The following is a 15,194-nucleotide window of genomic DNA, read 5'->3' on the forward strand; positions in this document are numbered from 1 at the left end:
GGGTGACCGAGAGCCCCTACCTTGTCGGACTGCGTCTGACCGGCAGGAAGGTCGTCGTGGTCGGCGGGGGCACCGTTGCTCAGCGCCGTCTGCCCCTTCTGATCGCCAGCGGCGCGGATGTGCAAGTCATATCCCGTAGCGCCACCCGTTCTGTCGAGGTGATGGACAAGATCACCTTGACCCTGCGGGAATATCGCGACGGTGACTTGGAAGGCGCCTGGTACGCGATAGCGGCCACCGATGACCCCGCGGTGAACGCGGCCATCGTCGCTGAAGCCGATCGGCGCCAGATTTTCTGCGTGCGCGCCGACATCGCCGTGGAAGGAACCGCGGTCACCCCCGCGACCTTCAACCACGCGGGCCTGTCGGTGGGAGTCTTGGCCAGTGGCGACCACCGTCGTTCGGCGGCAATCCGGTCGGCGATTCGCGAGGCGCTGCAGAACGGCCTTGTCACCTCGACGAGCTATCAGAGTTCCGACGTCATCCGGGGCGGGGTCGCGCTGATCGGCGGCGGTCCGGGGGATCCGGAGCTGATCACCGTCCGGGGTCGACGCCTGCTCGCCCAGGCGGATGTCGTCGTCGCCGACCGGCTCGCGCCACCTGAACTGCTCGCCGAACTGCCGCCGCACGTGGAAGTCATCGACGCGGCCAAGATCCCTTACGGCCGGGCCATGGCCCAGGACGCCATCAACGACGTCATGATCGAGCGGGCCAAGGCGGGGCGCTTTGTCGTCCGCCTCAAAGGGGGCGACCCGTTCGTCTTCGCGCGGGGCTATGAAGAGGTGTTGGCATGCACCGAAGCCGGGATTCCGGTGATTGTGGTGCCAGGTGTGACGAGTGCCATAGCTGTGCCCGCTTTGGCGGGCGTTCCGGTCACTCATCGGGCCACAAATCACGAGTTTGTGGTGGTCAGTGGCCATATCGCGCCCGACCATCCCGAATCGTTAGTGAATTGGAATGCGTTGGCAGCAATGTCAGGCACGATTGTTTTGCTGATGGCGGTCGAACGAATCGAACTTTTCGTCGAGGCGCTGTTGAAAGGCGGCCGACCTGCGGATACGCCGGTGCTTGTCGTTCAGCATGGAACGACGCCCGCTCAGCACACGTTGCGGGCGACCCTTGCCGACACGCCGGAAAAGGTCCGCGCGGAGGGGATCCGACCTCCTGCGATCATCGTCATAGGGGCTGTCGCGGCATTCGGGGTTTAAACGATTCTTAAGATTACTGTAAGGTAACCCGCTATGACGGCTCTCAACGACACAGAGCGGGCAGTCCATAATTGGACGTCCGGACGGCAGGAGCGTCCGACCTCCGCTCGCGCAACGCGCGAGACGGAGACCGCTTCAGAGCGCGCGAGCAGGTATTACCCGATGTGGTTGCCCTCGCGCCGCTTCATCGCCGCGGTTATTGCGATCGGCGGGATGCAGCTGCTGGCGACGATGGACAGCACCGTCGCGATCGTCGCGCTTCCTAAGATTCAGGACGAGCTGAGCCTTTCCGACGCGGGTCGGAGCTGGGTGATTACCGCATACGTGCTGACCTTCGGCGGGCTGATGCTGCTCGGCGGCCGGCTTGGGGACACGATCGGGCGTAAGCGGACATTCATCGTCGGCGTCGCGCTGTTCACCATCTCGTCGGTGCTGTGTGCGGTCGCCTGGGACGAGGCGACATTGGTCATCGCACGGCTATCGCAGGGTGTGGGATCGGCGATCGCCTCGCCGACTGGTTTGGCCCTGGTGGCCACCACGTTCCCGAAGGGGCCGGCGCGTAACGCCGCGACGGCGGTATTCGCCGCGATGACTGCGGTCGGTTCGGTGATGGGCCTGGTGGTAGGCGGGGCGCTGACCGAGGTCTCCTGGCGGCTGGCGTTCATGGTCAACGTGCCGATCGGTCTGGTCATGATCTACCTGGCTCGCACCGCGCTGCGCGAGACCAACCGCGAGCGGATGAAGCTGGACGCCGCCGGTGCCATCCTGGCCACACTGGCGTGCACCGCTGCCGTATTCGCCTTCTCGATAGGCCCGGAAAAGGGCTGGCTCTCGATCACCACGATCGGCTCGGGTGCCGTGGCGTTCGCCGCCGCTCTCGGCTTCGTTCTGGTGGAACGTACCGCCGAAAACCCCGTCGTACCGTTTGACCTGTTCCATGACCGCAACCGGCTGGTCACGTTCATCGCCATCTTCTTGGCCGGTGGCGTGATGTTCAGCCTGACCGTCTGCATCGGCTTGTACGTGCAGGACGTCTTGGGCTACAGCGCGCTACGTGCCGGTGTCGGCTTCATCCCCTTCGTCATCGCGATGGGAATCGGCCTAGGCGTGTCCTCGCAGCTGGTTTCGCGATTCTCGCCGCGGGTGCTGACGATCGGCGGTGGATACCTGCTGGTGTGCGCGATGATCTACGGCTGGGCGTTCATGCAGCGCGGTGTGCCCTACTTCCCGAACCTGGTGGCCCCCATCGTGATCGGCGGCATCGGTATCGGCATGGCTGTCGTCCCGCTGACGCTGGCGGCGATCGCCGGCGTCGGCTTCGACCGCATCGGTCCGGTATCGGCCCTCACGCTCATGCTGCAGAGCCTGGGCGGGCCGCTGGTGCTGGCCGTCATTCAGGCCGTGATTACCTCCCGCACGCTGTATCTGGGTGGCACCACGGGCCCGGTCAAGTTCATGAACGACGCACAGCTGCACGCGCTCGACCACGGATACACCTACGGCCTGTTGTGGGTCGCCGGAGCGGCCGTGATCGTCGGCGGAGCGGCAGTGTTCATCGGGTACACCCCGGAGCAGGTGGCCCACGCGCAAGAGGTCAAGGAAGCGATCGACGCCGGAGAGCTGTAAGCCTTCGGCGGGGGCGCCGTAGCCGCGCGTGAGAACACGCCGGCTCGCCGCCCGGAGGTGGCCCGCTTGGTCACCCGCGGACGCACCGCCACTAGGCTAGCCGCCTGTGATTACCCGGATGTCCGAGCTGTTCCTGCGCACCCTGCGAGACGACCCCGCCGATGCGGAAGTGCCTAGCCACAAACTGCTGATTCGGGCCGGATACATCCGGCCGGTAGGGCCTGGCCTGTATAGCTGGCTGCCGTTGGGGCTGCGAGTGCTGCGCAACATCGAACGCGTCATTCGTGAGGAGATGAACGCGATCGGTGGGCAGGAGATCCTGTTTCCCGCATTGTTGCCGCGGGCGCCCTACGAGACCACCAACCGCTGGACCGAGTACGGCGACGGCGTATTCCGCTTGCAAGACCGCCGCGGCAATGACTACCTACTGGGCCCGACCCACGAAGAGCTGTTCACCCTGACCGTCAAGGGCGAATACAACTCCTACAAAGACTTTCCACTCACGCTGTATCAAATCCAGATCAAGTACCGCGACGAGGCCCGACCGCGCGCCGGCATTTTGCGGGCCCGCGAATTCGTCATGAAGGATTCCTACTCCTTCGACATCGACAGTGGCGGCCTCAAAGCGGCCTACCACGCCCACCGAGAGGCCTACCAGCGGATCTTCGATCGGCTGCGGGTGCGCTACGTCATCGTGTCGGCGGTGTCCGGTGCGATGGGCGGCAGCGCCTCGGAGGAGTTCTTGGCCGAGAGTCCAGTCGGCGAAGACACCTTCGTGCGGTGTGTGGAGTCGGGGTACGCGGCCAACGTGGAGGCGGTCGTCACCGCGCGCCCGGAAAGCCTGCCGATCGATTGGCAGCCCGACGCCGTGGTCCACGACACCGGCGAGACCCCCACCATCGCCACCCTGGTGGCCTGGGCAAACGAGGCGGGTCTGGGGCGTGAGGTGAGCGCCGCGGACACGCTGAAGAACGTCCTGATGAAGATCCGTCAACCGGGCGGGGAGTGGGAGCTGCTGGCGATCGGCGTGCCGGGCGATCGCGAGATCGACGAGAAGCGGCTGGCCGCGGCGCTGGACCCGGCCGAGTACGTCTTCCTCGATGACGACGATTTCGGCAAGTACCCGTTCCTGGTCAAGGGCTACATCGGTCCGAAGGCGCTACGAAGCAACGACGTTCGCTATCTTCTCGACCCGAGGGTGGTCGACGGCACCAGCTGGATCACCGGGGCCGACGAACCCGGTCGCCACGTGGTCGGCCTGGTCGCCGGCCGCGACTTCACCGCCGACGGCACCATCGAGGCCGCCGAGGTGCGCGAGGGAGATCCCGCCCCGGACGGCGCCGGTCAGTTGGTCATGGCCCGCGGAATCGAGATCGGTCACATCTTCCAGCTCGGCCGCAAATACACCGACGCCTTCACCGCCGATGTGCTCGGTGAGGACGGTAAGCCCGTGCGGCTGACCATGGGCTCCTACGGTATCGGTGTATCGCGGCTGGTTGCGGTCATCGCCGAACAGCATCACGACAACCTGGGCTTGCGCTGGCCGGCGGAGATCGCGCCGTTCGGTGTTCATCTGGTGATCGCCAACAAGGACGCCGAGGCGCGGGCTGGGGCCATCGGGCTGGCCGGCGAACTGGATGGCCTCGGCGTCGAGGTGCTCCTCGATGACCGGCAGGCGTCGCCGGGAGTCAAGTTCAAGGACGCTGAGCTGCTGGGAATGCCCTGGGTGGTCGTCGTCGGGCGTGGTTGGGCGGACGGCGTGGTGGAGCTGCGCGACCGCTTCGGTGGGCAGACCCGCGAGTTGACGGTTGGAGATTCGCTGGCCACCGACATCGCGGCGGCCATTTCGGGCTAACCCAACGCCTGGCTACTCGTCCCCGCCCGGAAAGGCGGTGGTGATCGGCCAGGCGCCCAGCACCTTGCTCCAGCGGGCGGCCATCACCGCGCTCTGGGTCAGCGCCGTGCTGGCGAATACCCGATCACCGGCGGTGTCGGCGTATTCGACGACCGCGCGCCAGGCCGTTGCACCGTCGTTCTCCATCCGGGCGGCCAGCCGCGCGGCGTCGGCGGCACTGCTCACCACGTTCGGCAGCTGGTACCCGGCGGCGGCGACCGGTGCGGTGACCTTGCGGGAGGTCAGCATGGCGATCACGTCATCACGGCGTTGGCGGTGTTGGTTGAGCGCCTCCACCACCAGGTCGTTGACGCTCGGGGGCGATAGTGCTGACACGATGCCGTAGCCATAGATGGTCGCGTGCTCGACGGCGAGCGCATCGCAGAGCGCCGCGGTGTCGCCGTCTTTGTCGGCGGGGGAGCGCTTCGGGTTGGCGCCGAAGCTGGGTTCGGAAGAGGTCATATCGATGGCCCTCCGGGCAGCAGCGCGACCTGGTAGGACGCGGTGCAGGATGCGGCGATCGAGGCGAGCAGCCCGGCACGGTAGCCCTCCGTCGTGGTGACCAGGCGATTGGCGTCCTCGGCGGACTGGCGCAGTGAGTCGACCACGTCGGACAGGGGCGGGGGCGGCGGTGGCGGCGCCTGCGGCTCGGTGGCGCTGGGGCTGGGACTCGAACTGCTCGTTTCGCTGGTCGCCGATACCAGCTTGCCGGCCGCGCGGGCGATCTCGGTGGCCAGCGCGCGCGCATGGGCGGCCCGTTGGTTGGCGACCACAGTCAGGGCGGCGGCGATCTGTGGTGGATTGCCGATCGCCCCGGCGGCGGCCGAGGCCAGCGCACTGTCATGGCGGGCCTGCTCCAAAGGCGCCAGCAGCTCTTCGACGGCTGGCGGCTTGGGCGGGGACTCGCCGCAGGCGGAAACGACCACCCCGAGTGCAGCGAGAGCGGCACCGCCGGCGAGCACACCCCGCCTGTTGAGGACGGTTACTGCTCGGGACACAGCAACATCCTGCCATTGAGATCAAGCGGGGGACGATCAGGGACGATTAGCTCGGAGCTTGACGGCGGGATCGGCGCGCCGACGCGGATTCCTGGCGTATCGTTGGTAGCTGGTTCCGGTGAATCGTCGGCTTTTTGGTGCCGGTGCGACGCTGGTACCGCCCCTGGCGGCGCCATCCGCCAGATGACCGGACAACTCAAGATGAGGAGCTCGCCGTGACCACCGGGCTACCTTCGCAGACGCAGGTGATCGAGCTACTCGGTGGAGAGTTCGCGCGCGCCGGCTACGAGATCGAGGATGTGGTCATCGACCACCGCGCTCGTCCACCGCGGATTACGGTTGTCGCTGATGGTGACACCACCCTGGACCTGGACACTATCGGCGTGCTGTCGCGCTCCGCGTCGAGCTTGCTCGACAGCCTGGACAACATCGGCGACAGCTACGTGCTTGAAGTCAGTTCGCCCGGTATCGATCGCCCGCTGACCAGCGAGAAGCATTTCCGCCGTGCTCGTGGCCGCAAGGTCGAACTGACCCTGGCGGACGGATCGCAGCTGACTGGCCGCATCGGCGCGCTGCAAAGCGGTTCGCTGGATCTGGTGGTTCGGGCCGGGCGGGAGTGGAAAGTCCGCGAGATCCCACTTGCCGAGGTGGAGAAAGCGGTTGTGCAGGTCGAGTTTTCGCCGCCGAATCCAGCTGAATTAGAACTCGCGACTACAGGTAGGGCCGCTGGGACGGAGGTCGAGGCATGAACATCGACATGGCGGCACTGCATGCGATCGAGGTCGATCGGGGCATCTCGGTCAATGAGCTGCTCGAGACGATCAAATCGGCGCTGCTGACCGCCTATAGACACACCCAAGGCCATCAGACCGACGCGCGCATCGAGATCGACCGCAAGACCGGCGTCGTGCGCGTGATGGCCCGCGAGACCGATGACGACGGCAATGTGATCAGCGAATGGGATGACACGCCCGAGGGTTTTGGCCGCATCGCCGCGACAACCGCACGCCAAGTCATGTTGCAGCGGTTCCGGGACGCGGAAAATGAGCGCACTTACGGGGAGTTCTCTACCCGCGAGGGCGAGATCGTCGCGGGTGTGATCCAGCGTGACAGCCGAGCCAACGCTCGTGGGCTGGTCGTGGTTCGGATGGGAAGCGAGACCAAGGCCTCCGAAGGCGTGATTCCCTTTGCCGAACAGGTTCCTGGCGAGAGCTACGAGCATGGCAATCGGCTGCGCTGCTACGTCGTGGGCGTTAGCCGCGGTTCTCGCGAGCCGCTGATCACGCTGTCTCGTACCCACCCCAATCTGGTGCGCAAGCTGTTCTCCCTGGAAGTGCCCGAGATTGCGGATGGTTCGGTGGAGATCGTGGCGGTCGCCCGCGAGGCCGGACATCGGTCCAAGATTGCGGTTCGGTCCAACGTTCCGGGGCTGAACGCCAAGGGCGCCTGCATCGGACCGATGGGTCAACGCGTCCGCAACGTGATGAGCGAACTTTCCGGAGAAAAGATCGACATCATCGACTATGACGAGGACCCGGCGCGGTTCGTCGCCAACGCGCTGTCCCCGGCGAAGGTTGTTTCGGTGTCGGTGATCGATCAGACCGCACGGGCGGCTCGCGTCGTGGTGCCGGACTTCCAGCTGTCCCTGGCCATCGGCAAGGAAGGCCAGAACGCGCGGTTGGCGGCCAGGCTTACCGGCTGGCGGATCGACATCCGCGGCGATTCGCCGGAGCAGTCGGCGGAGCACCCGGAACGGGGCGCCAGCCGCGGCTTGGCGCACGACCACTAGGGGACATGCCCCGGTTTGGGCGCCGGCCCGGACAACGGGTCCACGGGCGGTTCGGGCAATCGGTTCGGTGACGCTAGACTGAGCCGTGATCCAGCGCAAGCCTTCGGCCATGGCGCACGGGCGTCCGGATATCCCCTGCGGACCGGTGCGGACGTGTGTCGGGTGCCGAAAGCGAGAGTTGGCCGTCGAACTGCTTCGAGTGGTGGCTGAGTCGACCGGGAACGGCAACTATGCCGTGATCGTTGACACAGCTAGGGGGCTGCCGGGACGGGGTGCGTGGTTGCACCCGGTGCCGCAGTGCGTACAACAAGCGATTCGGCGACGGGCTTTCACCAGAGCGCTGCGCATCACCGGGTCACCGGATATATCCGCGGTGGTCGAGCACATCGGTGGTTTGGATGTGCCCGGTCCGCCGAGCAACAGAACAGGTAGCAAAGAACATGAGCACACCGTGAAGTCCCGATGACAATGTGTCATAGCTAAACCCCGAGGCGCGGCCCACGACTGTCGCCTCATGGACAGGAGATGTAGTGGCAGGTAAGGCCCGCGTACACGAGTTGGCTAAGGAACTCGGTGTAACCAGCAAAGAAGTGCTCGCCCGGCTGAGTGAACAGGGCGAATTCGTCAAGTCGGCCTCGTCGACGGTGGAAGCTCCCGTGGCCCGCAGGCTGCGTGAATCGTTCGGTGGCGGTAAGTCGGCGCCGGCGAAAGGCTCCGACACGGGTGCCGCCAAAGGTGTGGCCAAGGCCCCGCAGAAGGTGCCGGGTGCCAGCCCCGCGGCCAAGGCTCCGGACAGGTCTCTGGACGCCGCTCTGGACAAGGCGGTAGGCAACGGTGCTCCGGCGCCCGTTCCCGCCCCCGCGCCGGCGCCTACGCCTGCGCCCGCGCAACCCGCGGACTCCGGTGTGGCACCGCCGGCCGCGACGCCGGCGGCCCCCGCTGCTTCGGCAGCGCCCGCGCCGCCGAAGGCGCCGCTTCCCGGGCAACGGCCTGCGCCGACACCGGGCAAGCCGGCCGCTCCGCAAGCGCCTCACCCGGGCATGGCTCCGGGTGCACGGCCGGGGCCGGTGCCCAAGCCGGGAGTTCGTACTCCCCGCGTCGGCAACAACCCGTTCTCCTCGGCGCAGCCGGTTGATCGGCCCATTCCGCGCCCGCAGGCGCCGCGTCCCGGGGCGCCGCGCCCAGGGGCGCCTCGCCCCGGCGGCGCTTCTCCCGGCAACATGCCTCCGCGTCCCGGCGGCGCTTCCGGTGGGCCTCGCCCACCGCGTACCGGCGCGCCGCGGCCCGGTGGTGGTCGTCCTGGTGGGCCAGGTGGCGGCCGGTCAGATGGTGGCGGCGGTAACTACCGCGGCGGAGGCGGCGGCGTTGGCGCCGCACCTGGAGGCGGCTTCCGCGGCCGTCCCGGTGGCGGTGGTGGCGGCGGCCGTCCCGGCCAGCGCGGCGGTGCGGCCGGTGCTTTCGGCCGTCCCGGCGGCGCGCCCCGGCGCGGCCGTAAGTCCAAGCGGGCCAAACGCGCCGAGTACGAGAACATGCAGGCGCCGGTCGTCGGCGGTGTGCGGCTGCCGCACGGCAACGGTGAAACCATCCGGCTGGCGCGCGGAGCATCGCTCTCCGACTTCGCGGACAAGATCAACGCCAACCCGGCGGCACTGGTCCAGGCGCTGTTCAACCTCGGCGAGATGGTCACGGCCACCCAGTCGGTCGGCGACGAGACCCTCGAGCTGCTCGGCAGCGAGATGAACTACAACGTCCAGGTGGTCAGTCCCGAGGACGAGGACCGCGAGCTGCTGGAATCCTTCGATCTGACCTACGGCGAAGACTCCGGCGACGAGTCCGAGTTGCAGACCCGACCGCCGGTAGTCACGGTGATGGGTCACGTCGACCACGGCAAGACCCGACTGCTGGACACCATCCGTAAGGCCAACGTCCGCGAGGGCGAGGCCGGTGGCATCACCCAGCACATCGGTGCCTACCAGGTCAGCGTGGACCACGATGGCACCGAGCGGTTGATCACCTTCATTGACACCCCCGGTCACGAGGCGTTCACCGCCATGCGTGCCCGCGGTGCCAAGGCCACCGACATCGCCATCCTGGTGGTCGCCGCCGACGACGGTGTGATGCCGCAGACGGTTGAGGCCATCAACCACGCGCAGGCCGCAGACGTGCCGATCGTGGTGGCGGTCAACAAGATCGACAAGGAGGGCGCCGACCCGGCCAAGATCCGCGGTCAGCTCACCGAATACGGTTTGGTCGCTGAGGATTTCGGTGGCGACACGATGTTTGTCGACATCTCGGCCAAGCAAGGCACCAACATCGAGGCGCTCGAGGAGGCGGTGCTGCTTACCGCCGACGCGGCCCTGGATCTGCGGGCCAACCCCGACATGGAGGCCCAGGGTGTGGCGATCGAAGCGCACCTGGACCGTGGTCGTGGCCCGGTGGCCACCGTGCTGGTGCAACGCGGCACGCTGCGGGTCGGCGACTCGGTGGTGGCCGGCGACGCCTACGGCCGCGTGCGCCGGATGGTCGACGAGCACGGCGAGGACGTGGAAGAGGCGCTACCGTCGCGTCCGGTCCAGGTGATCGGCTTCACCTCGGTCCCCGGTGCCGGTGACAACTTCCTGGTCGTGGACGAGGACCGGATCGCCCGCCAAATCGCCGACCGGCGCAGCGCTCGCAAGCGCAACGCGTTGGCGGCGCGCAGTCGCAAGCGGATCAGCCTGGAAGATCTGGATTCGGCGCTGAAGGAAACCAGCCAGCTCAACCTGATCCTCAAGGGCGACAACGCCGGTACTGTCGAGGCGCTGGAAGAGGCCCTGATGGGTATCGAGGTCGACGACGAGGTGGCCCTGCGTGTCATCGACCGCGGTGTCGGTGGCATCACCGAGACCAACGTCAACCTGGCGTCGGCTTCGGATGCGATCATCATCGGTTTCAACGTGCGTGCCGAGGGCAAGGCCACCGAGCTGGCCAACCGCGAAGGTGTGGAGATTCGCTACTACTCGGTCATCTACCAGGCGATCGATGAGATCGAGAAGGCCCTGCGCGGCATGCTCAAGCCGATCTACGAAGAGGTCGAGCTCGGGCGCGCAGAGATCCGGGCGCTGTTCCGGTCCTCGAAGGTCGGCCTCATCGCGGGCTGCATGATCAGCTCCGGTGTGGTTCGCCGCAACGCGAAGGCCCGGTTGTTGCGAGACAACATCGTGGTCGTCGAGAACCTCTCGATTCACTCGTTGCGTCGGGAGAAGGACGACGTGACCGAGGTCCGCGAGGGATTCGAGTGCGGTATGACGCTGGGCTACTCCGACCTCAAAGAGGGCGACTTCATCGAGTCCTACGAGCTGGTCCAGAAAGACCGCTCCTGATGGGGCGCGAGCATGGCTGACCCGGCGCGAGCGCGCCGGCTGGCCAAACGGATCACCACGATCGTCGCGTCGGCGATCGAGTACGAGATCAAGGATCCGGGGCTGGTCGGGGTGACCATCACCGACGCCAAGGTGACGGCCGATCTGCACGATGCGACGGTGTACTACACCGTGATGGGGCCGACGTTGGACGATGAGCCGGACTACGCGGCCGCCGCGGCGGCACTGGAACGGGCCAAGGGGGTGCTGCGCACCAAGGTCGGAGCCGGCACTGGCGTGCGCTTCACCCCGACCCTGACGTTCACCCGGGACGTCACGTCCGACACCGTGCATCGGATGGACGAGTTGTTGGCCCGTGCCCGCGCCGCCGACGCAGATCTGGCGCGGGTGCGAGTCGGTGCCAAGCCGGCGGGGGAGGCCGATCCCTACCGCGACAGGGGATCGGCCGACGAACCGTCGGATGCCGGGGGACTGGTCATTCGAACTAGCGACGGGCTCGAGGCTGAGAACACCGGTGACGACTACCAAGCCGAAGATTGAGCAGATGCGATGTCCGGGGGTGCGCGTCGACGCCGTCGGCGCGGCCGAGCTGCTTTCGGCCGCCGACAGCATTGCGGTAATCGCCCATGTCCACCCCGACGCCGACACGATCGGCGCGGGGCTGGCCCTGGCGTTGGTGTTGGACGGGTGCGGCAAGCAGGTCGAGGTGAGTTTCGCCGCCCCCGCCACGCTGCCTGAGTCGCTGGCGTCGCTGCCCGGTTGCGCCCTGCTTGTCGATGCCGACGAGATGCGCCGCGACGTCGACTTGGTGGTGACCGTCGACGTCCCCAGCATCAAGCGTCTCGGTGGGCTCAGTGACCTGGCCGATCCGGGCCGCAGCGTGCTGGTCATCGATCACCACGCGTCCAACGCCGAGTTTGGCACGGCCAACTTCATCGATTGCTCGGCCGACTCGACCACCATGATGGTGGCCGAGATTCTCGATGCGTGGGGCAAGCCGATCGATCTGGACGTCGCGCACTGCATCTATGCCGGTCTCACCACCGACACCGGGTCGTTTAGGTGGGCGAGTCCGCGCGGCCTGCGGCTGGCGGCCCGGCTGGTGGACATCGGCGTGGACAACGCCGCGATCAGCCGATCGCTGATGGATACCCACCCGTTCATGTGGTTGCCGATGCTCTCCCGGGTGCTCGGCTCGGCGCAGCTGCTGCCCGAGGCGGTAGCCGGTCGGGGATTGGTCTACGCGGTCGTCGAGCACCAGGAGTTTGTGCGGGCGCGCGCCGAAGAGGTGGAGAGCATCGTCGACATCGTGCGCACCACCCGGCAGGCCGAGGTCGCGGTCGTTTTCAAAGAGGTCGACCCCCAGCAGTGGTCGGTGTCGATACGGGCCAAGAAGGACATCGATTTGAGCGTGGTCGCCTCAGCGTTCGGTGGCGGGGGCCACCTGCTGGCGGCGGGGTATTCGACCACCGGCTCGATCGATGACGTCGTGGCGTCGCTGCTCGCAGCGCTGGGCTGACCCTCTTTGCGGGAAATGGGGCCCGACGCCGGGCGGCCCGACGCCGGCGGCCGCAAGATCGCAGCGCTGGCGTTGCCCGCGCTGGGTGTGCTGGCCGCAGAGCCGCTGTATCTGTTGTTCGATACCGCAGTGATAGGTCGGCTTGGGGCTTTGGCCCTGGCGGGTCTGGCCATCGGCAGTCTGGTTCTGGGCCTGGTCGGTTCTCAGGCGACGTTTCTGTCCTACGGCACGACGGCGCGTTCGGCGCGCCACTACGGGGCGGGCGACCGGGTGGCGGCGGTCGCCGAAGGCGTGCAGGCGACCTGGTTGGCGGTGGCGCTCGGGCTGTTGACCATCCTTGTGGTGCAGATCGCCGCGGTGCCCCTGGTCTCGGTGATCGCCGGGGCCCGCGCGGGTAGCGGCGATATCGCGGGGACGGCGCTGCCCTGGCTGCGGATCGCCATTTTGGGCACGCCGGCGATCCTCATCTCGCTCGCGGGCAACGGCTGGATGCGGGGCGCGCAGGACACCGTTCGGCCGCTGCGCTACGTGGTTGCCGGTTTTGGGTTGTCGGCACTGCTGTGTCCGCTGCTGGTGTACGGCTGGCTGGGCTTGCCGCGAATGGAACTGGCCGGCTCGGCGGTGGCCAATCTGGTGGGGCAGTGGCTGGCGGCGTTGCTGTTCGGGGGCGCGCTGCTCGCCGAGCGGGTGTCGTTGCGACCCGACCGCCACATACTGCGGGAGCAATTGGTGCTGGCTCGCGATCTGATCGTGCGGACGATGGCGTTCCAGGCGTGTTTTATCTCGGCCGCGGCGGTGGCTGCCAGGTTCGGCGCTGCCGCTCTGGCTGCACACCAGGTGGTGCTGCAGCTGTGGGGCTTTTTCGCCCTGGTTCTCGATTCACTGGCCATTGCGGCCCAATCGCTGGTGGGGGCGGCACTCGGGGCCGGGGACGCCGCACACGCGAAGTGGGTGGCATGGCGGGTGACAGTGTTTTCGCTGCTTGCCGCGGGCATGTTGGCGGCGGCTTTGGCGCTGGGGGCCCCGGTGCTGCCCGCGCTGTTCACCGACGATGCGGCGGTGCTCGCGGCGGTCACCGTGCCGTGGTGGTTCCTTGTTGCGCAGTTACCTTTTGCCGGAATCGTTTTCGCACTCGACGGGGTGTTGTTGGGTGCTGGTGACGCCGCCTTCATGCGTACCGCGACCGTGGTCAGCGCGCTGGCGGGGTTCTTGCCGCTCACCTGGCTGTCGTTGGTGTACGGCTGGGGGCTGGCGGGCATCTGGTCGGGCCTTGCCACCTTCATCGTGCTGCGGCTGATATTCGTCGGATGGCGGGCGATGAGTGGCCGGTGGGCCTTGACGGGGACGGCTTGACTCGCCCGGCGCCGATCTTGGATCTTGACGAGAACTCCCCAGCAACCACCGATACACTGCGCCGGTGACGACGACGCGGCCACGGCGCAGGGCTCCGGCGTTGTTGATTAGCAGGCTTGTGAGCTGGGTTGATGATCTTTGGTGCCGCGCTATTGGGGCCGGAGTGTAGGCACGGGCTATCTGGAGAACGATCGAGTTGGTTACTGTTCGTCGTTGGTCTGGAGTTGCCCGTGCCTACCGTTTCAGTATTGCCTGTGTCGTCGGTTCCAGAGGTGTTCGACCGCTGGAGTCCTGGTGAGCGCAGCGAGCTCATCGGATCGGAGTTTCTCGGTGTGTTGGTCTCGGTGCTAGACCCGAGGGACCCACGCGGTCGGAGGTATTCGCTGATGGCTTTGTTGGCGATCGCGGTTCTGGCCACTGCCGCGGGGATGCGCGGCTATGCTGGTTTTGCCACATGGGCGGCCACCGCTCCCGATGATGTGTTGGCCCAATTAGGGGTCCGGTTCCGGCGGCCCAGTGAGAAGACCTTCCGCGCTGTTTTGTCTCGGCTAGACCCCGCCGACCTCAACGCCAGGATGGGCAGTTACTTCACTGCACACGTGGCCAGCAGCGACCCCAGTGGATTGGTGCCGATCGCGTTGGACGGCAAGATGCTGCGTGGTGCTTTACGCGCCAAAGCGACAGCCACGCATCTCGTGTCGGTGTTCGCCCACCGTGCCCGATTGGTGCTCGGTCAACTCGCTGTCGCCGAGAAAAGCAATGAAATTCCCTGCGTACGTGCCCTGCTCACGCTGCTGCCGGGTAGCTTGCGGTGGCTGGTCACCGTGGATGCGATGCATACCCAGGTCGTCACCGCGAAGTTGATCTGCGCCACCTTGAAGTCGCACTACCTGATGATCGTCAAGTCCAACCAAGCCAAAATACTTGCGCGTATCACCGCGCTGCCCTGGGCCGAGGTGCCCGCAGCCGCTACCGACGACTCCCGCGGCCACGGCCGTGTCGAGACCCGCACCCTGCAAATCATCACCGCTGTACGAGGAATCGGCTTCCCCTACGCAAAACAAATCATCCGGATCACTCGTGAACGCTTGATCACCGCCACCGACCAGCGCAGCGTGGAGGTGGTCTATGCCATCTGCAGCCTGCCGTTCGAGCACGCCCGCCCTACCGCGATCATGACCTGGATGCGTCAACACTGGGGAATCGAGAACAGCCTGCACTGGATACGCGACGTCACCTTCGACGAAGACCGTCAAAGGGCACATACCGGAAACGGCGCACAGGTCCTAGCAACGCTACGCAACACCGCGATCAATCTGCACCGCCTCAACGGCGCCGACAACATCGCCGAAGCCTGCCGGATCACCGCTTTGACCGCTAACCGCCGCCTAGACCTCCTCAATCCACAATTCCCCAGCTCACAAGCCTGCTAATCAACAACGCCG

General features: G+C 66.7%; 12 protein-coding genes and 1 pseudogene. 11 read left to right on the forward strand and 2 right to left on the reverse strand.

Annotation, left to right across the window (positions count from 1 at the left end; all coding sequences use genetic code 11):
- The first annotated feature begins 2 nt into the window (after positions 1–2).
- The 3 genes and pseudogenes from cobA (at position 3) to CKW46_RS12320 (ending at position 4,689) form a co-directional block, all read left to right on the forward strand.
- Positions 3–1,219 (forward strand): annotated as a pseudogene (cobA, locus tag CKW46_RS12310) (uroporphyrinogen-III C-methyltransferase).
- A 22-nt stretch (positions 1,220–1,241) separates the two neighbouring features.
- Positions 1,242–2,834: an MFS transporter gene (locus tag CKW46_RS12315; RefSeq protein WP_015355250.1), complete on the forward strand. Its 1,593-nt coding sequence runs from the start codon at positions 1,242–1,244 to the stop codon at positions 2,832–2,834.
- Positions 2,835–2,940: 106 nt separating this feature from the next.
- On the forward strand, positions 2,941–4,689 hold the full coding sequence (locus CKW46_RS12320; protein WP_482053202.1) for a proline--tRNA ligase: 1,749 nt from the start codon (positions 2,941–2,943) through the stop codon (positions 4,687–4,689).
- A 12-nt stretch (positions 4,690–4,701) separates the two neighbouring features.
- Here CKW46_RS12320 and CKW46_RS12325 read toward each other — a convergent pair whose 3' ends face one another.
- On the reverse strand, positions 4,702–5,190 hold the full coding sequence (locus tag CKW46_RS12325) for a ferritin-like domain-containing protein (RefSeq protein ID WP_482053203.1): 489 nt from the start codon (positions 5,188–5,190) through the stop codon (positions 4,702–4,704).
- The gene (locus tag CKW46_RS12330; RefSeq protein ID WP_012393686.1) at positions 5,187–5,726 is read right to left on the reverse strand and encodes a hypothetical protein; all 540 of its coding nucleotides are present in this window, start codon (positions 5,724–5,726) and stop codon (positions 5,187–5,189) included. Before CKW46_RS12330 ends, CKW46_RS12325 begins: the two co-directional genes overlap by 4 nt.
- 215 nt (positions 5,727–5,941) lie before the next feature.
- Between CKW46_RS12330 and rimP the strand changes: the two genes are divergently transcribed.
- The 8 genes from rimP to CKW46_RS12370 all read left to right on the forward strand — a co-directional run bounded on the left by rimP (position 5,942) and on the right by CKW46_RS12370 (position 15,182).
- Complete coding sequence (gene rimP / locus CKW46_RS12335; RefSeq protein ID WP_015355252.1) at positions 5,942–6,475, forward strand: ribosome maturation factor RimP; 534 nt, start codon at positions 5,942–5,944, stop codon at positions 6,473–6,475.
- Entirely contained in the window at positions 6,472–7,515 is a 1,044-nt protein-coding gene (nusA, locus tag CKW46_RS12340) for a transcription termination factor NusA (RefSeq protein ID WP_015355253.1), read from the forward strand. Before rimP ends, nusA begins: the two co-directional genes overlap by 4 nt.
- 109 nt (positions 7,516–7,624) lie before the next feature.
- Positions 7,625–7,981 (forward strand): YlxR family protein, encoded by a 357-nt coding sequence (locus CKW46_RS12345; protein WP_179953036.1) that lies wholly within the window; start codon positions 7,625–7,627, stop codon positions 7,979–7,981.
- Between the two features lie 64 nt (positions 7,982–8,045).
- Positions 8,046–10,877, forward strand: a complete 2,832-nt coding sequence (infB, locus tag CKW46_RS12350) for a translation initiation factor IF-2 (protein ID WP_482053204.1) — start codon at positions 8,046–8,048, stop codon at positions 10,875–10,877.
- A 12-nt stretch (positions 10,878–10,889) separates the two neighbouring features.
- Positions 10,890–11,417 carry a 30S ribosome-binding factor RbfA gene (gene rbfA, locus CKW46_RS12355; protein ID WP_012393691.1) on the forward strand — a complete coding sequence of 176 codons (528 nt, stop codon included), beginning with the start codon at positions 10,890–10,892 and terminating at the stop codon, positions 11,415–11,417.
- A gap of 4 nt (positions 11,418–11,421) precedes the next feature.
- Positions 11,422–12,396, forward strand: a complete 975-nt coding sequence (locus tag CKW46_RS12360; RefSeq protein ID WP_482053404.1) for a DHH family phosphoesterase — start codon at positions 11,422–11,424, stop codon at positions 12,394–12,396.
- A gap of 15 nt (positions 12,397–12,411) precedes the next feature.
- Positions 12,412–13,749: an MATE family efflux transporter gene (locus CKW46_RS12365; protein ID WP_482053205.1), complete on the forward strand. Its 1,338-nt coding sequence runs from the start codon at positions 12,412–12,414 to the stop codon at positions 13,747–13,749.
- Between the two features lie 230 nt (positions 13,750–13,979).
- Positions 13,980–15,182: an ISAs1-like element IS2404/ISMul1 family transposase gene (locus CKW46_RS12370; RefSeq protein ID WP_482053405.1), complete on the forward strand. Its 1,203-nt coding sequence runs from the start codon at positions 13,980–13,982 to the stop codon at positions 15,180–15,182.
- Positions 15,183–15,194 lie beyond the last annotated feature (12 nt).

It is taken from the genome of Mycobacterium liflandii, from assembly GCF_022354805.1.
GTDB classification, from domain to species: domain Bacteria; phylum Actinomycetota; class Actinomycetes; order Mycobacteriales; family Mycobacteriaceae; genus Mycobacterium; species Mycobacterium marinum.

Bases quoted from the DNA above. Each gene is read 5' to 3' on its own strand.
- CKW46_RS12315 (WP_015355250.1), top strand. From the start codon at position 1,242: ATGACGGCTCTCAACGACACAGAGCGGGCAGTCCATAATTGGACGTCC.
- CKW46_RS12325 (WP_482053203.1), bottom strand. From the start codon at position 5,190: ATGACCTCTTCCGAACCCAGCTTCGGCGCCAACCCGAAGCGCTCCCCC.
- nusA (WP_015355253.1), top strand. From the start codon at position 6,472: ATGAACATCGACATGGCGGCACTGCATGCGATCGAGGTCGATCGGGGC.
- CKW46_RS12345 (WP_179953036.1), top strand. From the start codon at position 7,625: ATGGCGCACGGGCGTCCGGATATCCCCTGCGGACCGGTGCGGACGTGT.
- rbfA (WP_012393691.1), top strand. From the start codon at position 10,890: ATGGCTGACCCGGCGCGAGCGCGCCGGCTGGCCAAACGGATCACCACG.
- CKW46_RS12360 (WP_482053404.1), top strand. From the start codon at position 11,422: ATGCGATGTCCGGGGGTGCGCGTCGACGCCGTCGGCGCGGCCGAGCTG.
- CKW46_RS12365 (WP_482053205.1), top strand. From the start codon at position 12,412: ATGGGGCCCGACGCCGGGCGGCCCGACGCCGGCGGCCGCAAGATCGCA.